Below are 23,652 nucleotides of genomic sequence, written 5' to 3'. Positions count from 1 at the left end.
TCCAGCGCCGTCTGGTGCTGAACGAGGGAGGGCGAATGATGGCGACGGTAGTGCTGGCGTTTCCGCCGCTGGTCGAGATGAACTTCGGGGAGATCTACCCCTCGACGGCCGTCCTCGCCGCATACCTGGAACCAAGAGGATTCGGCGCGGTTCAGGTCGACCTCAACGCGAGGTTTCTCGACCACATTCTCAGCGACGAAGAGCTGACCGCGAGCAGTGAGGGGATCTATTCGCGCTCTCGGCCGTCGAGTCTCGCGGCGGCGCGGTGGACTCGCCGCAGCCTGAAGCATGGCTCCCTCTCGAGGTCCGACCTCATCGCCGCCCAAGGACACGCGAAGCACCCGCTCACCAATATCTTGAGGCTCCTCGCGTCGCCCTACTCCGTGGACCCAGACGAACGCGTCCTCGACGGCTTGACAGACGATCGACTACTGCTCGCCAGCTATTCCCGGTTCTTCAAGGCGCACCTGCAGGACTTGGTTCCCGAGGGATCAGAGGACACGCTCCTCGGTCTGTCTGTGCCGATGGGTCCGCAGCTGCTGCCGACTTTGCTGCTGGCGTCGATCGTGCGCGCGGCGACCGAGCATCCGGTATGCCGAATCGTGCTCGGCGGTCCTTCGTTGAGCCTTCTCGGCGAGCCGGAGCTTGCTCGACTCCTCGAGCACCACTCGGCCGTGGACTGCATCGTCCGCTTCGACGGCGAACGCACCCTCAGCGCGCTCGCGGAACAGTTCGCTGCTGGTGAATGGGCGCCGCACGAGCTGCCTGGTACGTCCTCCTCGAGAGACCATGTGGCAACACATGTCGCGCCGGAACCGGGCCCCAAGCTCAACACGCTGCCCACCCCCATCTACACCAGAGAGATGATCGCGAGCGCGCCCAACGCGATGCTCGGTGTGACGCAAGCGCGTGGCTGCTACTGGGGAAAATGCGACTACTGCGACTTTGTCGAGGTCTACAAGGGGAGCCCTTCCTATCGGGGACGGCGGGCGGAGCTCGTTGTGGAAGACATCCGACAGTTGGTCATGCAGACGGGCCTGCGTCGATACCGAGTGATCACGGAGTCGATCCCCCCCGCGTTCGCGAACCACTTCTCGCAGCTCTTGTGCGAGAGTGATCTGGCAATCGGATGGACCTCGTTCGCCATGGTGGACCGGCGCTTCGATGCCGACCTGTTGTGGCGCATGGCGGCATCGGGATGCAAGTACCTGGTAATCGGACTGGAATCGATGGTCACCCGAGTGCTGCAACTCGTGCACAAGTCCGCTGATCGCGAGGAGAACTTCCGCTTCCTGACTGACGCGCGGGCGGCCGGAATCCGTATGCACGTCAATCTCATTCCAAACCTCCCTACAACAACGAGGGAGGAAGCACTGCAAGGACTCCGAGATCTCGAAGCGCTCGCTGATTGCATCGACGTGGTGAAGATCTTCGATTTCGAACCGACGAGATCCTCCAGAGTCGGACATTCCCCGTCGTCGTTTGGTCTCACCCGGCTCGAACGGGTCACGCGTGTTGGTCAGGCGCAGTTGGCGATCAACACCCTGCCTGCAAAGGACCCGGCCATGACCGACTCGGAGCGCGAGGCGACCTTCCGCGACTACCGAGCCTTCGCGGCGCGTGTGAATGCAGGAGACCGACCTTCGGTCGATGGTACGGACCATCGCCGATACATCGACGTGCTCGATGCACCCGAAGGCCTGCTACTGACCGACTTCGTCACGATGGAACGGCATCGCTTTCCGCCGAGACTCCGAGGGGCTATTGCGGCGACCAAACGATGAACGGGCGGCATTCGCCTACATGGCGGATAAATCGATCTCTTCGAGACGGTCGGCGAACTCCTCGGCCGACGCGATGCGCTGCTCGATGTCCTTCTCGATCGCAGCCGTGACCAGAACGATGAGTGCCAGCGGTAGGTGAGGGGCAGCCGCCGCGAGCGGAATCGGAGTGACTTCGAGCTGTTGTCGCATGATCCCGATCGGCCCGTCAGCCGGCGGGTACGGGAGATGGCCGGCAAGGAGTTCGTACGCCATCATGCCGAGTGCGTAGACGTCGGTCGCGGGAACGAGCGCACCGCCGGCGAGGATCGTCTCTGGCGCCATGTACCAAGGCGTGCCGGCCACCTGTTGTTGGACGGGGAAGGGCCATCGTCTGGCGAGCCCGAAATCGATGAGTCGGTGCCGGCCGGCTGGGTCGAAGAGCACGTTCTCGGGCTTCACGTCGCCATGGAGGAACCCGTGCTCGTGTACTTGGTGGAGAGCTCGGGCGGTCGCCGAGAAGATCCCGCATGCGTCGGTCACCGGCAGCCTCGACCCGAGACTTCGCTGGAGGACGGTTTCACCGTCGACGCGCTCCATCACGAGGACCGACATGTCGTCGAACTCGTCGAAGGTGAACCCATGAATCAGGTTCGGGTGGCGACACGTCGTCAGGATCTCGCCTTCTGTTCGCATGCGGCCGCGGGCGCGTGGGTCGCGGAGCGGTCCCTCGGCCAGCACCTTCACCGCGAGACGCTGGTGGCTCGATTCGTCGAAGGCCGCGAGGACCCAACCGCCCGCTCCGCCGCCGAGTACCTCGCCGATCGTCAGGAAGGGCAGCGCGTCGCGAAGGGCCTGACAGCGCGACTCGGGCAGGAGGCTCATGGTGCACCGGTGTCTGCGGCGTACACCTCCAGGAGTCCCTCGGCGACCAAGCGGCGAACGAGCACGATCGCGTCGGCGGGGTCGAGCGGAAGCGCGCTCGGCTCCAGAGGATCCGGGGTGTCGAGGAGCCGTTCGAGGGCGGGAGACAGCCACGTGGGAAGGTGGACGCAGCGGTCGTCGAACCGCAGCTCGAGTGCGTCTGGCCGCTCCTCCAGCAGGACCCGAAGTCCCGGCCGAATCCGAACGACCGATCGAGACGTCACGGACAATGCGTCGCACGTCTTGAGGAACGCTCCCTCCTGCGAGGAGTGACGGCGCTGGTGCGCAGCTCTCGACGATGCGAGGGCATCGGCATCCAGGCCTTCCATCGCCTCCTGCAGCGCGTCGATCAGCCGATCCAATTGCTCGCTCCACAAGGCCTTCGAGGCGGGCCCCAGGTTGGGGTTGATCAGGCTCCGGTGGACCCACTCCTCGGGCCCGGCGTCGAATCGAACGGCCAGAGCAGCCTTCGCCAGCTCGGACCACGTCGTGGTCGAGCAACTGAACGTGATGTGCACCGAGAGTCCCTCGTGGGCCTGAACACGGTGCATGAACCGCAGCGGCACGTAGAGCACGTCGCCCGGCCGGAGGGTGACGTCGAGCGGCGGGTTGACCTGCGCGGTGCCGCCCGGACCGTCGCGCTCGACGAGCCAACGCTTCGTCCCATACAGCTGGAGTGCCACGACGTGTGTGGTGTCTGCGTGCCAGTCGGAGGACGATCCACTCGGAGTCACCCACAACGCGGCACTGACCGACGCATCGAGCAGTGTCGCCAACTGACTCGCCAGCACGTCGATCGGCGGCCAGAGCTCATCGGCGGAAGGAACGATGATCGTCCTCCCGCTGCGGAACTCTCCGAGAAGCGCCGCCGGGTTCGAAAGCCACGTGCGCTGGTCGAACCGCACGAGACCGCCCTCCCGGTGGCCCTCGTCGCCGAGGTACATGCCTCGGTCGAGCAACCGGACGTTCGCGTGCCGCGACGTGATCAGGCGGTCGAGCGCTTCGAGGCTCATGATCGGCGTGGCATCGAACGCAGCGCCGGCACAGCGATGAAGCGGTGCGCGATCCCAGTAGCGGCAACCGAACTCGTCGAGGTCGCCGAATTGGTCCCACGCTGATGTTCCGGTGTGCGACCACGGGGCCGGCATGCTCACGATGTGGGCATCGCAGAGACCACCCCACGACGCTTCGGACGTTGTGGCTGCTCGGTCGTGGCAGCGCGTGACGTAGTGGTACTCGTTGATCACGGCTTGCCGGAACCGGGCGGAATTCGAAAACGGGTCCTTCTCCGCGTCATCCGCCAGGTGCGATGGGGCGAGATGAGGTCGGTGCCGAGCCCACCAGGTCAGGAGATCCTGGTAGCTGATGTCGACGGCCGTCGGCAGGTCCAGAAGGCCTCGTTGCGCGAGCTGTGCATGCTTATCCTTGGCGCGAGCGAAGAGCCGTGGGTACTCGGCGCTGAGCAGGAGCTGGTCGATCAAGTCCTGAGACATCGGCACACTGACGGCGTCCGCTCCCCATCGACGAACCGCTTCGCTGTGCACCAGGGCGCGAATTCGCGTGTCGTCGAGGCGACGTTCGCGCATCCACACCTCCAGGTCCTCTCGGGTGCTCACTCCCCGGTCGTGCCAGATCTGCCCAGAGATCGACGAAAGCGCGTCGACGTCGAAGCTGACCCCGACACATTCCGCGAGCCGCCTCGCCAGTGCTTGGCAGGCCGCGGCGGCGCGCACGTTCGACCACTCGGGATCGAGGCGTAGCTCGTCGAGGACGGCACCGAGGCTGTCGCCCGCGTGATCGACCGCACCGCCAGACGGACTGTCGCTCCGGTGGCCGCCGTGACGAGACCGCTCCGGCGTCCGGGTCATGCGTAGATGTCGAACCATCCGTCCTGGGTCGGTGCGGTCAACCCAGTCCGCCGGACGACTGGACCCTGAGCGAGGATTTGAAACGCTGGCGGTGGCGCCTGGGCGAGGAATTTGAACCCGGACACCTCCGGCTTCTCTTCGTACGCCGAGCGGAGGGCCTCGGCCACGTCGTCCCGAAGACGATGCGCCGCCAGGTTCTCGTCGGAGAGGACGTACAGGGACCCATCGGGTCCCTCGAGGATCGTGCAGTTCACGGTCTCGGTGTCTTCGTTTGCAGCGTCGTCGACCATGGTCGTCTCCTCTTGAGGCAGCTACCCCTACGTCCCTCATGACGGCAGCGCGTACGTACGGTTACACGCGACGGCCTGGCCCGCAAACGAGGTCGGTGCGCTGTTGGTGTCAGCCGGACTTGCCGGTGCCCGTTACCACGCCCCGACCAGCCTGCTGGCCCTCAACACGCGCGCGAAGCCAGACGAAGGAATACAGATCGGCATCTCGCGCCCCTGTAAGAGCCGGTGGGGTTTGAACAGCTCGCATCACTTGGCGACCTGACGCACACGGGAACTGCCGTGTGAGCAGCGCAAACGACGTGATTCTGACGTGATCAGGCGGTGATGCCGCGGACCTTGAGGTCGACGATGGTGTCCCAGTCGAGTCCGAGGTCGGCGAGGACGGCGTCACCGTGTTCGTTGAACTCGGGCGCGCGCCGGGGGGTGGCAGGTTGTTCGTCGAACTGGACGGGTGCGGCGACGAGCCGGAAGGGGACACCGGCCGCGGTGTGGCATTCCTGCAGATAGCCGTTCGCGACGGATTGCGGGTCTGCAGCGGCCTCGAGCGTGTCCTGGACGACGGTCCACTGACCGATGAAGTCGGCAAGCCGCTCGCGCCACTCCTCCAGGGTCCGCTCGGCGAACGCGTCGCGCAACACCTCGGCGGCCTCGACGTTGTTCGCCATGAGCGACGCGTGGTCGGCGAACCGGGCATCCGACGCGAGCTCGGGCCGGCCGATGACGTCGCAGAGGGGCGGCCAGTACTTGCCGGCCTGCAGACACGTGAACGACAGGTACCGCCCGTCCTTTGTGAGGTAGTTGGCCGTGAGGGGGTTGGCCCTGACGTTGGCTTCGGGCGGCGGGGTCCAGGGGACTTCCATCAGGAGCGAGAGGGCGAAGGCCTGTCCCATGGCCCACATCGCGGTGCCGAAGAGCGACACGTCGACGATGGTCGCAACGCCTGTGCGTTCGCGGTGGAAGAGGGCGCCCATGATCCCGCCGGCGATGGTCATGGCGCCGATCGAGTCGCCGAAGCCGGGGGCCGGCGGGACGGGCACGTGGTCGTACTCGGGGCGCTTGATGCCGACGGCGATGCCGGAGCGGCACCAGAACGCCAGCGAGTCGTAGGAGCCCTTGTCGGCGTCGGGTCCGCGGGCGCCCTGGCCCGTGCCCCGCACGTAGATGATGCGCGAGTTGTGCGCGCGGATGTCGTCGACTTCGATGCGCAGCTTTTTTCGGACGCTCGGGAGCTTGTTGGTGAGGAAGACGTCGGAGGTCGCGGCGAGCTTGTAGAGGATGTCGAGACCTTCGTCGGTGGTGAGGTCGAGGGCGAGGCTCTGCTTGCCGCGGTTGGAGTGTTCGAGCAGCGCGTGTACGTCGGAGGGAATGTCGACGACTCCGCTCGACGCGAGACCACGCATGGCGTCGCCGCGCTCGACGTGCTCGATCTTGATGACCTCGGCGCCCCAGTCGGCGAGCAGCGCGGAGGCCGCGGGCACGAACGTATGCTCCGCCACCTCGAGCACCCGTACGCCCTCCATCACTGCAGTCATGGATCTCCTCCCGACGCACGCCGCGCGCGTCGCGATATTGTATATTTTTCCGCGTTTCAGGGGACGTGACTCATGACCGCGACGATGGTGGCCGGCGCCCGGCCGAAGCCTCCTGACCACCCCGTCGTCCTCCGCGCCGACCGGATGGTCGACGTCGATACGCGTGCGCTCGTCGAGCCCGGCGTCGTGGTGGTGGAGCGCGAGCACATCCGCGACGTGTCGCCCGAGCGGCTGCCCGACGACGCCGAGGTGATCGAGCTCGGCGACGTGACGTTGCTCCCGGGCCTGATGGACATGGAGCTCAACTTCCTGATGGGAGGAGCGGGCTCGACGCTCATGAGTGGAGTCCAGGACGATCCCGGGATGATGCTGATGCGCGCGATCCCCTCGTGTCGCAAGACGCTGCTGGCAGGTTTCACGACGGTGCGCAACCTCGGTCTCTTCGTCCGGACTGGCGGCCTCCTGCTCGACGTCACGCTCATGCGGGCAATCGACGCGGGATGGATCCCGGGTCCGAGGATCTTCCCTGCCGGACACGCGATCACGCCGAGTGGCGGTCACCTCGACCCGACGATGTTCGCCGGCCTCGCGCCGGGGGTGCTCCCGCTCACGGTCGAGGAGGGCATCGCGGACGGGGTCAGCGAGGTACGCCACGCAGTGCGCTACCAGATCAAGTACGGCGCCAAGCTCATCAAGGTGTGCGCGTCGGGCGGTGTCATGTCGCTCACGGGCACGGCCGGCGCGCAGCACTACTCCGACGAAGAGCTGCGTGCGATCGTCGACGAGGCCCATCGGCGCGGGCTGAGGGTGGCCGCGCACGCGCACGGCGACGACGGGATCCGGGCCGCGGTCGAGGCAGGGATCGACTGCATCGAGCACGCGTCCCTGATGAGTCAGGAGACGCAGGAGCTCGTGCTCGAGCGCGGCACCTTCATCGTCCCCACCTCGTACCTGTCGGAGGCCATGGACACCTCGAAAGCGGCACCTGAGTTGCAGGCCAAGGCGGCGGAGGTCTTCCCGATCGCGAAGAAGACGATCGCGCGCCTGATCGACGCCGGTGCGAAGATCGCCACCGGCACCGACGCGCCGGCGATCCCGCACGGCCAGAACGCGAAGGAGCTGTGGGCGCTGGTCGAGCGCGGCATGCGGCCCGTCGATGCGATCGTGGCGTCGACGGTGACCAGCGCGGAGCTCGTCGACGTCGACGATCGTGGTCGGCTCGTGCCCGGCCTCCTGGCCGACGTCATCGCGGTGCCCGGCGACCCCACCGACGACATCACGGTCACCGAGGACGTGCAGTTCGTGATGAAAGGTGGCGTGGTCTACAAGGTGCCCGCCGCCGCCTGATCGAATCGCCTGTGTGATGGAGATGCAGCGGAGGCGTGGCCGGACGGCCGGGACGCCGAAGCGGAATCGACCCATGTGATGGAGATGCAGCGGAGGTGTGGCCGGACGGCCGGCCGATGAGCCCCGACCACGGGTTCCATCCGCTGCGCGTCAAGCGGATCGTGCAGGAGACGCACGACGCGAAGTCGTTCGTCTTCGACGTACCAGCCGAGGCGCGCGACGACTTTGCCTACGAGGCCGGGCAGTTCTGCACGTTCCGCGTGCGGATCGGCGACGAGGACCTTCTCCGCTGCTATTCGATGTCGAGCTCGCCGCACACCGACCCCGACCTCACCACGACCGTGAAGAGGGTGCCCGGCGGCCGCGTCTCGAACTGGATGCTCGACGAGGTCGCCGAGGGTGACGTTCTCGCCCTGACCCGCCCCGCAGGCGTGTTCACCCTGCGTCCCCGCTCCGCACCCCTCGTCGCGTTCAGCGGCGGAAGCGGCATCACGCCGGTGATCTCGGTGATCAAGAGCGCGCTGACCACCGCGGACCGATCGGTGCGGTTGCTCTACGCCAACCGCAATGCCGAATCAGTGATCTTCGCCGACGAGCTCGACGCGCTCGCGTGCACGTACCCGAACCGGGTCGAGGTCGTGCACCACCTGGACGTCGAGCACGGATTCGTCCACTCCGACTCGGTGACGCAGTTCGTGAACACAGCCATCGACGCCGACTTCTACGTGTGTGGTCCAGCAGCGTTCATGGACGTCGTGGAGGACGCGCTCGCCGTGCTGCACGTGTCGCCGGATCGCGTGTTCATCGAGCGCTTCGCCAACGCAGCGGCGGCCCGCCGCGACGAACCGCCCGCGACGCTCCCGGGGGACGACGCGGGGACTGAATCCGTCGTCATCGTGCTGGACGGGACCACGCACTCAGTGCAGTACCGCGCCGGCGAGACGATTCTCGAGACCGCGCGTCGGGCCGGACTGCGTGCGCCGTTTTCGTGCGAAGCAGGGAGCTGCGCGACCTGTATGGCTCGTGTCGTCGATGGTGAGGTGACGATGCGCCTCAACAACGCGTTGACCCCGGAGGAGGTCGCCGAGGGCTGGGTGCTCACCTGCCAAGGTTTCCCGGCGTCTTCGGCGGTCACGGTGGTCTACGAGCCGTGACGTGCGCGTCGTGCGCCGTACGCGACCGCGACGCGGTTACTTTGTATATCGATGGGAGACCACGAGATGGCCGAGATCGAGATCGTCGAAGAAGCGACCCTGCGCGCCCGACCCATCAACCACCCGAGCCTCAAGGACACTGCGGCCGCCTACCTGCGTGAGCAGATCCTCACGGGCACGCTACGCCCGGGGGCCAAGGTCGATCAGGACGAGATCAGCGAGGTGCTCGGGATGAGCCGCGTGCCGGTGCGAGAAGCGCTCATCGAGCTCGCGCAGGAGAGCCTCATCGATGCGGTGCCGCGCCGGGGCGCGTTCGTGGCGCGGTTGGAACGGGCGGACATCGTCGACCACTACCGGATCTTCGGGCTCATCGCCGGACTGGCGGGGAGTCGGGCCGCCACCTCGCTCACCGACGATCAGCTTGCACAGCTGCGGCGCATCCACGAGTCGTTCGTCGCTTGCACCGACCCGGAGGACAAGACGCAGTGGAACCACGACTTCCATAAAATCATCAACCAGGCGGGCGGTTCGCGTCGGCTGGCTTCCGTGCTCCGGCTCTTGTCGCGCAGCCTGCCCGTCCGTTACTTCGAGTTCGTCCCGCAGTGGGCCGACATCTCCGCGCAGCACCACGCCCGCATCCTGAGCGCGCTCGAGGTACACGACGCGCACGAGACACAGCGAATGCTGGAGCACCACGTCGCGGAGAGCGGTGACCTCGCCGTGGAAATCCTCCAAGAGATGGGTTACTGGGACCGCGATACGGGCGAGCCGCTGGAAGCAAGCGAGCCCGGCGCGGCCTAGGCGTGCCACCACTCGACGGCATTCGCGTCCTCGAGCTCTGCCACTTCTTGGCCGGGCCCTACACGGGGCTGGTGCTTGCCGACCTCGGAGCCGACGTGCTCAAGATCGAGGATCCTTCGCATCCCGACGACGCGCGGTCGATGGGCCCGCACTTCCAGGGCGAGCAGTCGCTGTACTTCCTGGCGCTGAACAGCGGCAAGCGCTCGATCGGCGTGAGGCTCGCGACCGACGAGGGCCGTGCGGTGGTCGAGGATCTCGTGCGCGACGCCGACGTCGTGATCGACAACTACCGCCCCGGCGTGCTGGCGAAGTTCGGGCTCGGCCACGACCCGCTGCACGCGGTGAACCCTGCGGTCGTCACGTGCTCCCTGACGGGTTACGGCGAGACCGGCCCCGACGCGCAACGTGCCGGGTACGACTACACGATCCAGGCTGTGGCGGGCGTGATGAGCCTCGCCGGCGAGCCCGACGGACCGCCGACCAAGGCCGGAATCTCCTACGTCGACCACAGCGGTGGTATCAGCGCTGCGCTCGGCGTTTGCGCCGCGCTCGTGGAACGGTCGCGCACGGGGATCGGCACGCATGTCGACGTCGGCCTCTTCGACGTGCAGATCTCCATGCTCACGTACCTCGCCTCGTGGCAGCGAAATGGCGACGCCGGCTTCGCGCGCACCGCGAACTCTGCGCACCCCACGCTGGTGCCGGCGCAGAACTTCCGCACCGCCGACGGCCATCTCGCGCTGTTCGTCGGGAACGACGGCATGTGGCGTCGGTTCGTCGACGCGGTCGGGGATACGGCGTTGGCGGCAGAGCGCTTCGCAACGCGCGAGGGACGACTCGTTCAACGCGAGGAGGTGATCGAGCGCGTCCAGCGCGTGCTCCTCACCGCATCGAGTCGCGAGTGGGAAGCGCGCCTCGGCGAAGTCGGCGTGGCATGCGGCACGGTGAACGACGTCGCCCGCGCACTCGTGGAGCCGCAATCCCGCGCTCGCGGGCTCGTCGTGCAGAACGAACATCCGGCGTACGGCCGGTACGAGCACGTTCGAGGACCGTTGCCGACTCAGGCGCGGGACTCACTCCGTCCGGCGCCGCTCCTCGGCGAGCACACGACCGACGTACTGGAGGGCCTCGGTTACGCGCCGGCGCGAGTCCGCGCACTGCGAGAAGCCGGCATCGTCTGCTGAAAAGCTGGGACGAACTCCGGCAGATGCGGCGACGACGAGCGAAGCGAGTGAGTCGCTCGCCAGGAGCGAGCGGCCGCGAGGTGGGTATCCCGACGAGCAGCGAGCGACGAGTACTCAGGCGCGCTCGCGGGCGGCGCGCCGGCGTTGGTCTGCTTCCTCGACCATCCGCCAGTGATCCTCCGCGACCCACGTGCTCGCGAACGACGCGATCGCGGGTGCGGCGAGGTCGGGCCGCGCGGTGGGGAACGCGGCCCGCTGCGCTGCCTTGATGCCGACGAGGGCGTCGCGCGGAGCGCACGCGATCTGCTGGGCGACTTCACGCCAGTGGCTGTCGAACTGCGAGCGTGGAACCACTTCGTCGAACAGCCCCAGCTCGAGTGCGGCCTCGGCGTCGAGCACTCTGCCCGTCGTCATGAGGGCCAATGCCCGCCCGCGACCCACGAGCCCGGTGAGCCGCTCGATGCCGCCCCATGCCGGCATGATCCCGAGCGCCACCTGGTTGAACGCGCAGTGCACGTCGGCGGCGGCGATGCGGATGTCGCAGGCGACCGTCACCTCGGCTCCTCCGCCGTACGCGTCGCCGTTGACTGCAGCGAGCACGGGAACGGGCAGCGTCGCCAGCCGGTCGAGGACGCCGCGCATGGTCTCGGCCATGACCGTCGCGTCCTCGTGCGTGCGGACCGCCGCCAGCTCCTTCAGGTCCCCACCGGCGACGAACACACGGGTACCGGCACCGGTGACCACCAATACGCGGGCCGCCGACGCCTCGACTTCGTCGAGCGCGCCGTCGAGCTCTCGCATGGTCGCCCGCGCGATGGCATTGCGAGCCTCGGGACGGTCGATCGTGAGCACCGTGACGAGCCCGTCGCGCTCGAGCCGTACGTCGCCCGCCGCGGTCATCGGGGAAAATATACGATATCTCGGTGACACCCGAGGAGTACACGACCGAGGCCGGGCTCGCTGTCAACCAGTCGTACGGACCCGAGGATCTCGATCCGCGACACCTCGAACGGATCGGCGCGCCGGGCGAATTCCCCTTCACGCGGGGCAACCACCCGGGCGGCTACCGCGACAAGCTCTGGACGTTCCGGCAGTACTCGGGGTTCGGGACCGCCGAATGGTCCAACGAGCGCTACAAGCTCCTGCTGAAGGAAGGTGGCACCGGGCTCTCGGTGGCGGCCGACCTGCCCACCCAGATCGGCTACGACTCCGACGACCCCGACGTCGAAGAGGAGGTCGGTCGGGTCGGCGTCGCCCTCGACTCGCTCGCCGACGCCGAGATCCTCTTCCGCGACATCCCACTCGATCGCATCTCGACCTCGTGGACGGTCAACGGGACTGCCGCGATCATGCTCGCCTTCTACGTTGCGGTCGGCGACAAGCAGGGCGTGCCGCGGGCGCAATTGCGGGGCACGGTGCAGAACGACATCCTCAAGGAGTACGTCGCGCGCGGCACGTGGATCTGGCCACCCACGCCATCGATCCGCCTGATCGCGGACTCGATCGAATTCTGCGCCGCTGAGGTGCCGAGCTTCAACGCAGTGTCCGTCGCCGGCGCGCACTTCCGTGATGCGGGGGCCAACGCCGCGCAGGAGATGGCGTTCACCCTGCAGGACGCGGTGACATACTGCGACGAGATCGTGTCCCGAGGGCGGATGACGATCGATCAATTCGCACCCCAGGTGTCGTTCTTCTTCTATACGCACAACGACTTCTTCGAGGAGATCGCCAAGTACCGCGCCGGGCGGCGCCGCTGGGCGCACATCGCGCGGGAGCGTTACGGCGCGCAGAAAGAGAGCTCCGCCATGTTCCGCACGGGCGTGGTGTGCGGCGGCTGGACGCTCCAGGCTCAGCAGCCGCAGAACAACATCGTGCGGGTCGCGTACCAGGCGATGGCAGCGGCGCTCGGCGGCGTCCAGTCGATGTTCACTGCAGCGTGGGACGAACCGTTCGCGCTGCCGACCGAGGAGAGCACCACGCTCGCGCTCCGCACGCAGCAGATCCTCGCCCATGAGACGGGCATCGTGCGCACCGTCGATCCCTTGGGCGGGTCGTACTTCGTCGAGTCGCTGACCGACGCGATGGAGGAGAAGATCATCGGGATCATGGCCGAGCTCGAAGGTCGCGGAGGCATGGTCCGTTGCATCGAAGACGGCTATGTCCAACGGCTCATTGCCGACGAGTCGGCCGCGGTTCAGCGAAAGATCGACACCGGTGAGCGTGTGATCGTGGGAGTGAACCGGTACGAGAGCGACCAACCCGCTCCGTCGCTCGCGCCACCCTCGATGGACGACGCCGCACGCAAGCTTCAACTCGACCGCTTGGCCGAGGTTCGTCGCACGCGCAACACCCGGGCCGCGCTCGCGGCCCTGGCCGAGTTGCGCAACGCCGCCCAAGGTGAAGCGAATCTCATGCCGCACCTGGTCGAGTGTGTCGAGGAGTACTGCACCGTCGGCGAGATCACCCGCGAGCTCAAGGACGTGTGGGGCGAGTACCAGCAGCCGGCGGTGTTCTGATGCCCGCGCCGTTGCCGGTACGCGTGCTCGTGGCGAAGCCCGGGCTCGACGGGCACGACCGTGGCGCGAAGCTCGTGGCCCGGGCGCTGCGCGACGCCGGCTTCGAGGTCATCTATACCGGCATCCGCCAGAAGCCCGCCGCGATCGCCTCCGTCGCGTTGCAGGAGGACGTCGACCTCGTCGGCCTCTCGATCCTCTCGGGCGCGCACATGGGCCTCACTCGCAAGACGGTCGAGGCGTTGCGCGACTACGGCGTCGGTGACATCAAGGTCGTCGTCGGTGGGACGGTGCCGGAAGCCGACGTCCAGGCACTGCTCGACATGGGCGTCGCCGCGGTGTTCGCGACCGGCACACCGATCGAGACGCTGGTCGCGGAGGTCCGTAAGCTCACGGGCGCTGTCGCCTGACGTTCGTATCCGCAACAGGAGTGGGCATGTCGTTTGCAGGGTCCACCGCCGTCGTGACCGGTGGCGCATCGGGTATCGGCCTCGCGATCAGTCAACGTCTCGCGCGCGATGGCGCCAAGGTGTCGGTGTTCGACCTCGACATCGAGCAGGCCGATCGAGCCGCGCAGGACATCCGCGACGCGGGCGGCGAGGCGATCGCGTGTCAGGTCGACGTCTCCGACCGCGCGCAGGTCGACGGGGCAGTCGAGCAGACGCGACGCGCCCTGGGTCCGGTGCTCGTGCTGGTGAACGGGGCGGGCAAGGATGGCTTCGACAAGTTCATGGACATCAGCACGGAGCTGTGGGAACGCATCATCGCGGTGAACCTGACGGGCACCTTCCACTGCACGCAAGCGGTGTTGCCCGACATGCTCGAGGCCAAATGGGGCCGCATCGTCAACATCTCGTCGTCGAGTGCGCAGACGGGCGCGCGGTTGATGGCCCACTACGCGTCGTCGAAGGGCGGCGTGATCGCCCTCACGAAGACGCTGGCGCTCGAGCTCGGACCGCGTGGCATAACTGTCAACACCATCCCGCCCGGGGCCATCGACACGCCGATGAGTCGGCGCGCGGCCGAGGCCGGACGATTCGGCGGCGGCACCCTGGACGACGTCGCTCGCACTCTGCCCGTTCGCCGCATCGGTGTCCCCGAGGACATCGCCGCCGCGTGCGCGTACCTGGTGTCGGACGAGGCCGGCTACGTCACGGGGCAGATCATCGGGGTGAACGGCGGACGGGTCACGTGACCGTCACATCGAGGAGAAGCCAATGAACCAGCAGGAGATGGCGGATCTGCTCGAGATCCAGCAGCTCGCGGCGCGCTACATGTCGTTCAGCGCACGGAAGGAGGAGGACCGCTGGTTGGAGGTCTTCACCCCCGACGGTGAGTACAACGCGTTCGGGACGCCGTACACGCTCGACGACTTCCCGGGCCTGTTGAAGAGCGCGCCACCCGGGCAGTACATCGGCAACGTGCCGCTCGTCGAGTTCGACGGTGACACCGCGACCGGCATCCAGCACTACGTCTTCATCGAACAGGGGACCCACGAGATGCGCCTGGCCTGGTACAGCGACCAGTACCGCAGGACTGCCGATGGATGGCGAATCCACCGGCGCTCCACCACGTTCATGCGTCGCAGCGGTGGGTTCGACGCCGGCAATGCTCATGATCCGGCGCGCTTCGTCGCGGGTCGCGAGATCGAGTAGGCCGGTCGTGCGCATCGGGATCATGATCGGGCCCGAAACCCGCAACTACGCGGGCAAGGTCGACCGCCTCTGCGAGGATGCCCGCGAGGCTGACCTCGCAGGTTTTGCAACTGCGTGGATCCCCCAACTCCCGCAGGACTTCGACGCCATGACCGCGGTCGCGTTGATGGGGCGGGAAACGAGTCGCATCGAGCTCGGCACCGCGGTCGTCCCGCTGCAATCGCGCCACCCGATCGCGCTCGGTCAGCAGGCGCTGTCGGTCCAGGCGGTGTGCGCCGGGCGCTTCACGCTCGGCGTCGGGCCGTCCCACCACTGGGTCATCGACACCATGCTCGGGTTGCCGTACGAGCGTCCGGCGCAGTTGGTCGAGGACTACATCGACGTGTTCGACGCGATGTTCGCGGGACCGAGCCCGGTCGACGTCGAGAACGACCGCTTTCGTATTCACAACCCGCTCGACATCACCGACATCGTGCCCACCCCGGTGCTCCTCGCCGCCCTCGGTCCGGTGATGCTCCGGATTGCAGGAGAGCGCACCGACGGCACCATCCTGTGGATGGCCGACGAGCGCGCCATCGCCGAGCACGTCGCGCCGCGGATCACGAAGGCAGCGGCGGCCGCGGGTCGACCCTCGCCGCGGGTCGTCGCCGGCGTGCCGGTGGGTGTGTGCGCTCCCGACGAGGTGGATGCGGCGCGCGAACGGGCGAATCGCATCCTCGGTCACGCCGAGTTCTCACCCAACTACCAGCGGCTTCTCGAGCAGGGCGACGCCACCGACGTCGGTGACATCGCGGCGGTGGGGACAGAAGCCGACGTGGAGCGGCGGCTCCGTTCCTTCGCCGACGCGGGTGCGACCGACCTCTCGGTGCGGGTCCTGCCCACCGGGCAGGGTCGCGACGCGCTCGTGGCTTCGGGCGGCCGAACGCGGGAGTTCCTCGCGACCCTCGCGCCCGAGCTCACGTGAGCGGAGTGACCGCGGGCCGGGTACCCCGGCCCGCAGCGGAGCGGGGCCCGAGCGGCCCGGTGCGCAGCACCGAGAGCGGACAAGTATGAGCGGAAGCGCGTGAGAGGCGATCTCCTGTGGGCGTCCATCCCGGAGATGGCCGCTTCCACCGCCACCCGCTTCGGTGACTCCGAGGCGGTCGTCGACGGCGAGCGGCGCGTCACCTTCACCGAGCTGGTCGCCGACTTCCGCCGCGTGACCGCCGCGTTGATGACCTCCGGCATCGAGCGGGGGGAGCGCGTCGCAGTCTGGGCGCCCAACCGCTACGAATGGCTGGTCGCCGCGCTCGGCACGCTCGGCGCGGGCGCCGCGGTGGTTCCCGTGAACACGCGCTTCAAGGGCAACGAGGTGCAGTACATCCTCGAGCGCAGTGGCGCACGCGTCGTCTTCTCGGTGGGTGAGTTCCTCGGCATGGACTACGCCGCGACGCTGGCCGACCTTCGACCTCGCCTGCCGAACCTCGACCTCGTTGTCGGCTTCGACGATTCATCCAGCGTCGACCACTCGCTTGCCGCGTTCCTGCGGATCGGCGACTCGGTTGACGATGCCGCGCTCGACGCTCGCATCGGCGCAGTCCAAGCCGACGACGTCTGTGACGTGTTGTTCACATCGGGAACGACGGGCGCGCCGAAGGGTGTGCTCATGACGCACGCACAGACGCTCCGGCAGTTCTCCGACTGGTGCGACATGGTCGGCCTCGCGACCGGTGACCGTTACCTCGTCGTCAACCCGTTTTTCCACATGTTCGGGTACAAGGCGGGCTGTCTCGCGTCACTCATGCATGGTGCGACGATCATCCCGAAGGCCGTGTTCGACGTCGACGACGTGCTGCGCACAGTCGCCGAGGAATCGGTGACGGTGCTGCCCGGCCCGCCGACGATCTACCAGTCGATCCTCGATCATCCCGACCGTGATCGCTTCAACCTGTCGTCACTGCGCGTCGCGGTGACCGGTGCGGCCGACATTCCCGTCGTACTGATCCGCCGGGTGAAGGAAGAGCTGCCGTTCCAGACGATCATCACCGGCTACGGGCTGACCGAAGCCGGCACGGTGACCGGCACCGCACCCGACGACGACTTCACGACCATCGCGACGACCGTCGGTCGTGCCCGACCGGGGCTCGAGATCCGAGTCGCCGACGACAACGGCGTGGTGCAACGCGTCGGGGAGCCGGGTGAGGTGCTGGTGCGCGGCTACAGCGTGATGCGCGGCTACCTCGACGATCCGGAGGAGACGGCGCGGGCCGTCGACACCGAAGGCTGGTTGCACACCGGTGACCTCGGGACCCTCGACGAGCGCGGGTGTCTCCGCATCGTCGGACGAAAGAAGGACATGTTCATCGTCGGCGGCTTCAACGCCTACCCCGCCGAGATCGAGAACCTGTTGCTCGGCCACCCTGCCGTCGGCCAGGTTGCGGTGGTGGGAATGCCGGACGAACGGCTCGGTGAGGTCGGCATGGCCTTCGTCGTCGCGGCCCCCGGCGCGGAGGTGCGCGCGGAGGAGCTCATCGACTGGGCGCGTGCAGCGATGGCCAATTATAAGGTGCCCCGCGCGGTCGAGATCGTCGACAGTCTTCCGGTGAACGCCGCAGGCAAGGTCGAGAAGGAGGTTCTCCGCGCCCGCGCCGCGGAGCGCCACGAGCGAGCGTGAGCGAGCCGGTGCATTGAACGCGCCTGCGACCGCTCGACCGCCCAGAGAGACAGTCGCCCGTCTCGCGCCTACGCCGCCCGGCAGTGCCACCGCGAAGGATCCCTGAGAGAGATCTTTCTCCTGGGCGTCGTTCGCGACTGGCACAAAGAGGTGCCGATCTGCGCTCGTGGCTGACGGCCGCGGTCTGATGTTCGGTGCGAGCGTTCTGGCGCGTCCTCGACCAGCACCTCGGGGCGATTCCCACGTCGATATGTCCGCGCGTTCGGGACAGTCCAGCGTCTCTCGGCAGGCGCGAGAGATAACCGGCGTTCGGGTCGTCCGCCGTTCTCCCGGTTGCAGGTTCGCTACGGGTGCGGTCACGTGGGGAGGCCGGGCACGATCCCGCGAACCGAAGTCGGGCTTGACGGTAAAGATGAGGTGTGATCAGCCGGTCGGATGCTGAACTCATAATCGAATCGCTGGACGAACCCGCTCGGTTCGGCGAGATCTTCGATCGGCACGCCGAGACGGTCTTCCGGTATCTCGCCCGGCGGATCGGTCCGGACGATGCGAGCGACCTGCTGGCTGACGTATTTCTCGCTGCGTTCGAGGCCCGGTTCCGCTACGCCTCGGACTTCTCGACGGCGCTGCCCTGGCTGTACGGAATCGCGTCCAACCTATTGCGGAAGCACTTTCGGCGGCGGGCCGGCGAACTCAGGATGTTGGACCGCCTCGTCGCGCAGAGCGAGCCGGACGATCACGGCAACGCAGTGGCGGACGTCATCGACGCTCAACTTCAGGTGCGAGCGATGGCGAAACTGCTCGACGAGCTCCCACCCGGCGAACGCGACGTGTTGCTGCTCCACGCGTGGGAGGCGCTCACCTACGAGGAGACTGCGAATGCGCTCAACATCCCGGTCGGCACGGTGCGGTCACGGCTGAACCGCACCCGACGCCGACTGCGCGCCGGCGTGGATGAGATCGACCGGATCCGGTCGGTGCGCCCCGATCGGCTGACGACGATCCCCGACGTGACGTCGACCGTTCTGACCCGAGAGAAGGAGAAGCTCATGCAGGCCATCGAAGGCAAGACGAAGATCATCATCGACGCCGGCGACGGCACCGTGTTGATCCGGAGCAAGGACGACATCACGGCGGGCGACGGAGCGAAGCACGATGTCATCGAGGGCAAGGCGGCGTCGTCGACAACGACGACCTGCAACATCTTCCGACTACTCAACAACAATCGTGTGCCGACTCATTTTGTCGAGCGGCTCGACGCAGTCACCTTTCGGGCGCGCAAGGTCGAGATGATCCCTCTCGAACTCGTCGCTCGACGGATCGCGACTGGCAGCTTTCTAGACCGGAATGCCGACATCGCCGACGGCACCGTCTTTGCCGATCTCGTCTTCGAGGTCTTCGAGAAGGACGACGCGAACCATGATCCGCTCCTTGAATTCGACTTCGCGCGCGACGTGTTGCGGCGTTTCGTGCCCAACACGAAGGCGGCTCTTCAGCTCGGCGACGTCCACGCCGCCGGCGACCTCATCAGCGAGGAGATGCTGTCGCACAGTCGCTATGCGACGGTCACCTCTGAGCAACTTGGCCAACTTCGCGACCTCACCGTCCGGACATTCGAGATAGTCGAGCACGCGTGGGCGAGACTCGGCGGCACGTACTTCGACTTCAAGATCGAATGCGGCTTCGACCACGAGACCGGCGCTCTGTTGGTCGCCGACGTCATAGATAGCGACTCCGGGCGACTTCGCTTCGGAGATAAGGACATGTCAAAACAGGCCTACCGCGACGGCAGCCAGTCCTTGCCCGACATCAAGAAGAACTTCGACGAGGTCGCGGAACTCACGAAGCAGTTCGTCTGAGGAACACAGTCCTGGGCACAGACCACCGGCGACCAGGTGCCCGCTCGCGCGGCGGCGAAGATGCGTAGCCGCCGCGAACGTCAACGCAGACAAGCGGCGCGAGCGGGGTCCGCTCTGGCGACGAAGGCCCCTGGCGCCGTCGCGTCTCTTGGGGCTTGCGGATGGGCCGTCTGCTCGAGGTCGTCATCGTCACCGGGTGTCGCAGGACGCGCGGCTGCGAAGCCCGTGCGAGGTGCCCTCCAACCCCTGCTCCGCGCGACCGAGTGCGATCTGTAGCGCTTCTGCGATCGTGCCGGTTGAGCATTCTGTCGTCGCGTTCTGAGCGGATCTGCGCATCGCCAGCGTGTCGCGGATCGGCAGATCGTGGGCGGGTGAAACGGCGAAGGAGCGCCCGTGATTGACCGGTGCCGTGACACACTCGCCTACGGTGACTGATACCGGACCAGACGATCACCGAGTGCCGGCAGCCGTCCTCAGGCGCGCGGAGGGTAGGCCTCTGCGACTCGTTTGGAGCAACGAACTCGGTGGGTGCACCTACGAGGTCGGGGGCGCGCATCGCTACTTCGTGAAGTGGTCGCCGCACGCGAGCGGGATTGATCTCTCGAAGGAGATCGCCCGGCTTCAGTGGGCGGTGATGTACGCGTCCGTCCCACGCGTCATCGAACATGGCGCTGATGAGAACGCCGGCTGGATCGTGACCGAAGCTCTGCCGGGGGAGAGCGCGGTGTCAGATCGCTGGAAGCAGGAGCCCGAGACGGCGGTGGCGCAGATTGGGTTGGGGTTGCGAGCACTCCACGATGCACTACCGGTCGACACCTGCCCCTTCTCATGGTCGGTCGAGGATCGGATCGTCGCTCCGCGACAGCTCGCGGCGCTCGGGATGCTCGACCCCGCAACGTGGGCGCCAGAGGATCGACAGCTCGGAGTCGACGGAGCACTGGCGTTGCTGTCCGCCCCGCCGCCGATCGACAAGCTGGTCGTGTGTCACGGGGACGCCTGCTCACCCAACACACTGATCGCCGACGATGGCCACTGGTCAGGGCACGTCGATCTCGGCGACCTCGGGATCGCGGCCCCGTGGGCGGATCTCGCGGTCGCCACGATGGCCGCCGAATGGAACTACGGACCCGTATGGCAAGACGCGCTTCTCGACGCGTACGGAATTGCCGCCGACGCCGAACGAACACGCTTCTACCGCTTGCTCTGGAACATCGGTGACGAAGACGAGCTACGACGAGTCACAGGTCGATAGCCACCGCGCGACCAACAGTGGGTGCAAATCCGTAGAGACGCGCGGCGATTTACCCGCGGCGTCCCAACCAGGTGGCACGGTGCAAGCCTCTTTGTCGGCTGTCGGCTGTCGGCTGTATGGATCATCGTTCGTGGAACAAGCCGTCGCGTCGTGCCACGACGAACTCGAGATGGAAGGGGAACGGAGCGTCCTAGCCTGGTGTGCACGAGGGCATGAAGGGACCGGCACCAGTGGCGAGAACGATTCTGCTGTCGGGCGCGTGCGGGTCCGGCAAGTCGACGCTCATGAACCTCGGGTACCGCGCCCTTGAGCGGCACCTCGGTCCGACGGCGGTCATTGACACGGACACTGTCCTGATGATGGTGGACCCTCGCTGGGAGCTTTCCCACGAGGAGCGACGACTCGACCTGGCCGGCTACCAGTGCTTCCTGCTCGCACGATCGTTCCTCGACGCGGGGTTCCAGTGCGTCATCATCGGAGGCAACGGACTTCACACACCAGACGAGATCAACGATCTGATCGCGCTGCTGCTCGACGTCGGCGACGTCTTCCACGTGACGCTCGACCCAGCACTCACGGAGATCCAGAGCCGGGTGGCAAACCGAGGCGGCGACCAAACACCCGAGTGGCTCGCCGACCACGTCCAGTGGATGCGAGCTCGATACCGATCGTGGACGTGTTGCATCGACAACACGGAGCTCAGCCCCGAAGCCACCATCGCTCAGGTCGCGGAACGAACGGCTGGCGGCGAGGGCAAAGTCATCGCCAGGCTCCCTGCCCTTTGACGCCGGATCATCGGCACACCGACGTGCCGATCGCTGCGCGCCGGTCGTGTCCTGGCTGCGGGATCTTGAGCGCACGTTCTTGGGTGTGCGCATGGCCGGCGCTTGTTCGGTGATCCGCTTGACGCCGCGCCTTAGTCCGTCATGCTCGGCGGTAGACCGCGGCTATCGCGAAGACCCCGTCGTTTTCGGAAAGGCGAACACCTTCGAGGTGATCGAACGGTGGCCCCCAGTTCTGCAGTTGATCGGCCGCAACGGCCGCGACGACGGTTGGCTCGATCCAGCCTCCATGGCCGATCAGGAGCGCTGTGTCGTCATCGCGCACGCGATCGACTGCCCGTTTGACGATCTGCAGTTGGGCATCGGCGTAGGCAGCGAGCCGTGGCCGGGTCGCGATCCGTTCGGCGTAGACAGCCCACGGATCGGGCCACTCCCACCACTCGTGGAAGTCGACCTCTCCCGTCACGTTCGACCCCGCGATACCCACGACGTCATCGACGGCAAGCCCCATCGCAATCGCCGTCTCGAGAGTGCGTGGAGACTCACTCACGGCGACGTAGCGGACATGGCGCAGCCTCTCGCCCTCCGATCGAGCGAGTTCGACTCCTTCCTGGGACAGGTGCGATCCTCTGCCGCGGCCCGCGTCTTTCTTGGTCAGCGAGTGACGACGGAGCTCGATCCAGCGCGTCATGGCTCGTCGGTCCGAGCGACCGCAGGGCCGAGGGAAAGGCTTCGACGGTTGCCGCCGCGGGCGCTACCGCATCTCCACGTATCCACATGTACCAGTCTCCCAGGAGCGGTCGCTGTTCGCCCGTTACGGCCGCATCAAGGCCGCAGCGACGTGCCGATCGGTATCCACTTGAGGGCCCTGGACTATGGGATATAGAGCGCGCGTTCTGGCGCTCCGCGTGTCGCATCTCTATCGCCGACGTTGCTAACCACCACGGATAGAGAGGCTTCATCCAAAAGGAGCGACGCGGGGTTCTCTGTTGCTGGTTGAATGCGTCGGTTCGACTCCGCGTCCCGGTGGTGCTGGAGGTAGCTGTCGGTGCGAGAACTCGTGCGAGATCGTGTTGGCTTGCTGCGACTGTTAGGCGGGATTGGTTGGTGGCGGGTCGCGGGCCTCGGGTCGGTCGAGGTGGTCGTGGGGTTGTTGCCTGCGATCACTGCAGCGGCGGTGGGTGTGCTGGTGTCGCGTGTCGCGACTCTTGCCGCTCGGGGCGAGGACGCGGCCTCGGTCGTTGTTCCGCTCTTGGCGGTGGGTGTGCTGTTGGTCTTGGATCTCGTCGCGTGGAGTCTGCTGAGTCCTCTTCGTGATGCGGTGGCTTTGCGGGTGAATGGGAGGATCCGCCAGAAGGTCAGACGGGCGGTGGTGGCCGTTCCGGGTGTCGATCATCTCGATGATCAAGCGATTCGGCGGGCGGCAGCGTTGCCGGTCTACGACCAGTACCTGTTCAACATGGGAGCGGCAGCCGAGGGGCAGCTGTGGTTGATGACCCGGTTCGTGGGTGCGGGAGCATCGGCGGCGTTGGTGGCGTTGTATTCGCCGCTCCTGGCGTTGTTCTCACTGGTGCTGTTGCTGACGCAGCGGGCGATTCTGCGTCGCCAGTACGCGCGTGTGGTGGGTCCTGGGGCGAGCGAGAGAGGGAACGCGGTTCGGGAGGCTGAGTACTGGCGGTCCTTGGCAGTGACGCCGACGGGAGGTAAGGAGGTTCGGCTGTTCGGCTTCGACGGGTTCGTGTTGGAGGCATTCAACGCGCGCCGCGGAGAGGTCGCCGCCGTGCGCGAGCAGCTCTACCGGAGTGCGTTGCCGCGTCAGTGGATCACGTTCGTGTTGTCAACGCTTGCTGTGGGGGTCCCATTCGTGGTGCTGACTCGTGCTGCGTTGGCAGGGGACCTCTCGACAGCTCGCTTGGCCACCGCGCTCGGCGCGGTGATCGCGCTGACCGAGATCGGCGCGATGGGCTATGAGGCGTTCTCGATCGAAGCGGCAGTGCCGCAGCTTGCGGCGCTGCGCGAGCTCGAGGGATTGCCCGTTGCCGCGACCCGCGCGCCGGGGGTCGCGGCAACGGGCCGCG

21 protein-coding genes are annotated in these 23,652 nt (G+C 66.9%); 15 read left to right on the top strand and 6 right to left on the bottom strand.

Annotated features, from left to right (window positions below; genetic code table 11):
* The first annotated feature begins 38 nt into the window (after positions 1-38).
* Positions 39-1,784, top strand: coding sequence for a B12-binding domain-containing radical SAM protein (locus WD271_15795; GenBank protein MEX1009284.1), 1,746 nt, complete (start codon positions 39-41; stop codon positions 1,782-1,784).
* Between the two features lie 15 nt (positions 1,785-1,799).
* Here the strand turns inward: WD271_15795 and WD271_15790 are convergent, their stop codons facing one another.
* The 4 genes from WD271_15790 to WD271_15775 all read right to left on the bottom strand — a co-directional run bounded on the left by WD271_15790 (position 1,800) and on the right by WD271_15775 (position 6,374).
* The gene (locus tag WD271_15790) at positions 1,800-2,645 is read right to left on the bottom strand and encodes a serine/threonine-protein kinase (GenBank protein ID MEX1009283.1); all 846 of its coding nucleotides are present in this window, start codon (positions 2,643-2,645) and stop codon (positions 1,800-1,802) included.
* Complete coding sequence (locus WD271_15785; protein MEX1009282.1) at positions 2,642-4,552, bottom strand: cupin domain-containing protein; 1,911 nt, start codon at positions 4,550-4,552, stop codon at positions 2,642-2,644. The genes WD271_15790 and WD271_15785 overlap by 4 nt, the downstream gene beginning before the upstream one ends.
* The gene (locus WD271_15780) at positions 4,549-4,842 is read right to left on the bottom strand and encodes a hypothetical protein (GenBank protein ID MEX1009281.1); all 294 of its coding nucleotides are present in this window, start codon (positions 4,840-4,842) and stop codon (positions 4,549-4,551) included. The genes WD271_15785 and WD271_15780 overlap by 4 nt, the downstream gene beginning before the upstream one ends.
* 314 nt (positions 4,843-5,156) lie before the next feature.
* Entirely contained in the window at positions 5,157-6,374 is a 1,218-nt protein-coding gene (locus tag WD271_15775) for a CoA transferase (GenBank protein ID MEX1009280.1), read from the bottom strand.
* A 72-nt stretch (positions 6,375-6,446) separates the two neighbouring features.
* Here WD271_15775 and WD271_15770 point away from each other — a divergent pair, with 72 nt between their 5' ends.
* The 4 genes from WD271_15770 (at position 6,447) to WD271_15755 (ending at position 10,860) form a co-directional block, all read left to right on the top strand.
* Positions 6,447-7,721 (top strand): amidohydrolase family protein, encoded by a 1,275-nt coding sequence (locus WD271_15770; protein ID MEX1009279.1) that lies wholly within the window; start codon positions 6,447-6,449, stop codon positions 7,719-7,721.
* 116 nt (positions 7,722-7,837) lie between these two features.
* The gene (locus WD271_15765; GenBank protein MEX1009278.1) at positions 7,838-8,875 is read left to right on the top strand and encodes a ferredoxin--NADP reductase; all 1,038 of its coding nucleotides are present in this window, start codon (positions 7,838-7,840) and stop codon (positions 8,873-8,875) included.
* 51 nt (positions 8,876-8,926) lie between these two features.
* The gene (locus tag WD271_15760; protein MEX1009277.1) at positions 8,927-9,676 is read left to right on the top strand and encodes a GntR family transcriptional regulator; all 750 of its coding nucleotides are present in this window, start codon (positions 8,927-8,929) and stop codon (positions 9,674-9,676) included.
* A 2-nt stretch (positions 9,677-9,678) separates the two neighbouring features.
* Positions 9,679-10,860: a CoA transferase gene (locus WD271_15755; protein MEX1009276.1), complete on the top strand. Its 1,182-nt coding sequence runs from the start codon at positions 9,679-9,681 to the stop codon at positions 10,858-10,860.
* Positions 10,861-10,974: 114 nt separating this feature from the next.
* Here WD271_15755 and WD271_15750 read toward each other — a convergent pair whose 3' ends face one another.
* A complete protein-coding gene (locus tag WD271_15750; protein MEX1009275.1) occupies positions 10,975-11,760 on the bottom strand; it encodes an enoyl-CoA hydratase/isomerase family protein in 786 nt (261 codons plus the stop codon).
* Positions 11,761-11,783: 23 nt separating this feature from the next.
* On the opposite strand from WD271_15750, the gene WD271_15745 reads away from it, so the two are divergent.
* The 9 genes from WD271_15745 to WD271_15705 all read left to right on the top strand — a co-directional run bounded on the left by WD271_15745 (position 11,784) and on the right by WD271_15705 (position 21,577).
* Entirely contained in the window at positions 11,784-13,376 is a 1,593-nt protein-coding gene (locus tag WD271_15745) for a methylmalonyl-CoA mutase family protein (GenBank protein ID MEX1009274.1), read from the top strand.
* Positions 13,376-13,783, top strand: a complete 408-nt coding sequence (locus WD271_15740) for a cobalamin B12-binding domain-containing protein (GenBank protein MEX1009273.1) — start codon at positions 13,376-13,378, stop codon at positions 13,781-13,783. Before WD271_15745 ends, WD271_15740 begins: the two co-directional genes overlap by 1 nt.
* 26 nt (positions 13,784-13,809) lie before the next feature.
* Positions 13,810-14,568: an SDR family NAD(P)-dependent oxidoreductase gene (locus WD271_15735; protein MEX1009272.1), complete on the top strand. Its 759-nt coding sequence runs from the start codon at positions 13,810-13,812 to the stop codon at positions 14,566-14,568.
* Between the two features lie 22 nt (positions 14,569-14,590).
* A complete protein-coding gene (locus tag WD271_15730; GenBank protein ID MEX1009271.1) occupies positions 14,591-15,028 on the top strand; it encodes a nuclear transport factor 2 family protein in 438 nt (145 codons plus the stop codon).
* A gap of 7 nt (positions 15,029-15,035) precedes the next feature.
* The gene (locus WD271_15725) at positions 15,036-15,992 is read left to right on the top strand and encodes a TIGR03564 family F420-dependent LLM class oxidoreductase (GenBank protein ID MEX1009270.1); all 957 of its coding nucleotides are present in this window, start codon (positions 15,036-15,038) and stop codon (positions 15,990-15,992) included.
* Positions 15,993-16,127: 135 nt separating this feature from the next.
* Complete coding sequence (locus WD271_15720) at positions 16,128-17,681, top strand: FadD3 family acyl-CoA ligase (GenBank protein ID MEX1009269.1); 1,554 nt, start codon at positions 16,128-16,130, stop codon at positions 17,679-17,681.
* A gap of 419 nt (positions 17,682-18,100) precedes the next feature.
* Entirely contained in the window at positions 18,101-19,540 is a 1,440-nt protein-coding gene (locus WD271_15715; GenBank protein ID MEX1009268.1) for a phosphoribosylaminoimidazolesuccinocarboxamide synthase, read from the top strand.
* 427 nt (positions 19,541-19,967) lie between these two features.
* Positions 19,968-20,792 carry an aminoglycoside 3'-phosphotransferase gene (locus WD271_15710; GenBank protein MEX1009267.1) on the top strand — a complete coding sequence of 275 codons (825 nt, stop codon included), beginning with the start codon at positions 19,968-19,970 and terminating at the stop codon, positions 20,790-20,792.
* A gap of 230 nt (positions 20,793-21,022) precedes the next feature.
* Complete coding sequence (locus WD271_15705) at positions 21,023-21,577, top strand: AAA family ATPase (protein ID MEX1009266.1); 555 nt, start codon at positions 21,023-21,025, stop codon at positions 21,575-21,577.
* 139 nt (positions 21,578-21,716) lie between these two features.
* Here the strand turns inward: WD271_15705 and WD271_15700 are convergent, their stop codons facing one another.
* Complete coding sequence (locus WD271_15700) at positions 21,717-22,124, bottom strand: hypothetical protein (GenBank protein MEX1009265.1); 408 nt, start codon at positions 22,122-22,124, stop codon at positions 21,717-21,719.
* A gap of 528 nt (positions 22,125-22,652) precedes the next feature.
* On the opposite strand from WD271_15700, the gene WD271_15695 reads away from it, so the two are divergent.
* Positions 22,653-23,652: hypothetical protein (locus WD271_15695; protein MEX1009264.1), on the top strand; the 1,000-nt coding region annotated here is incomplete at its 3' end.

Source organism: Acidimicrobiia bacterium (assembly GCA_040880805.1).
Classification (GTDB): Bacteria; Actinomycetota; Acidimicrobiia; order IMCC26256; family DASPTH01; genus DASPTH01.
The sequence above is the reverse complement of the archived record's forward strand: the minus strand, read 5'-3'. Positions and strand labels throughout refer to the sequence as shown.

Bases quoted from the DNA above. Each gene is read 5' to 3' on its own strand.
- WD271_15795 (MEX1009284.1), top strand. From the start codon at position 39: ATGGCGACGGTAGTGCTGGCGTTTCCGCCGCTGGTCGAGATGAACTTC.
- WD271_15790 (MEX1009283.1), bottom strand. From the start codon at position 2,645: ATGAGCCTCCTGCCCGAGTCGCGCTGTCAGGCCCTTCGCGACGCGCTG.
- WD271_15785 (MEX1009282.1), bottom strand. From the start codon at position 4,552: ATGACCCGGACGCCGGAGCGGTCTCGTCACGGCGGCCACCGGAGCGAC.
- WD271_15780 (MEX1009281.1), bottom strand. From the start codon at position 4,842: ATGGTCGACGACGCTGCAAACGAAGACACCGAGACCGTGAACTGCACG.
- WD271_15775 (MEX1009280.1), bottom strand. From the start codon at position 6,374: ATGACTGCAGTGATGGAGGGCGTACGGGTGCTCGAGGTGGCGGAGCAT.
- WD271_15770 (MEX1009279.1), top strand. From the start codon at position 6,447: ATGACCGCGACGATGGTGGCCGGCGCCCGGCCGAAGCCTCCTGACCAC.
- WD271_15765 (MEX1009278.1), top strand. From the start codon at position 7,838: ATGAGCCCCGACCACGGGTTCCATCCGCTGCGCGTCAAGCGGATCGTG.
- WD271_15760 (MEX1009277.1), top strand. From the start codon at position 8,927: ATGGGAGACCACGAGATGGCCGAGATCGAGATCGTCGAAGAAGCGACC.
- WD271_15750 (MEX1009275.1), bottom strand. From the start codon at position 11,760: ATGACCGCGGCGGGCGACGTACGGCTCGAGCGCGACGGGCTCGTCACG.
- WD271_15740 (MEX1009273.1), top strand. From the start codon at position 13,376: ATGCCCGCGCCGTTGCCGGTACGCGTGCTCGTGGCGAAGCCCGGGCTC.
- WD271_15735 (MEX1009272.1), top strand. From the start codon at position 13,810: ATGTCGTTTGCAGGGTCCACCGCCGTCGTGACCGGTGGCGCATCGGGT.
- WD271_15730 (MEX1009271.1), top strand. From the start codon at position 14,591: ATGAACCAGCAGGAGATGGCGGATCTGCTCGAGATCCAGCAGCTCGCG.
- WD271_15720 (MEX1009269.1), top strand. From the start codon at position 16,128: ATGGCCGCTTCCACCGCCACCCGCTTCGGTGACTCCGAGGCGGTCGTC.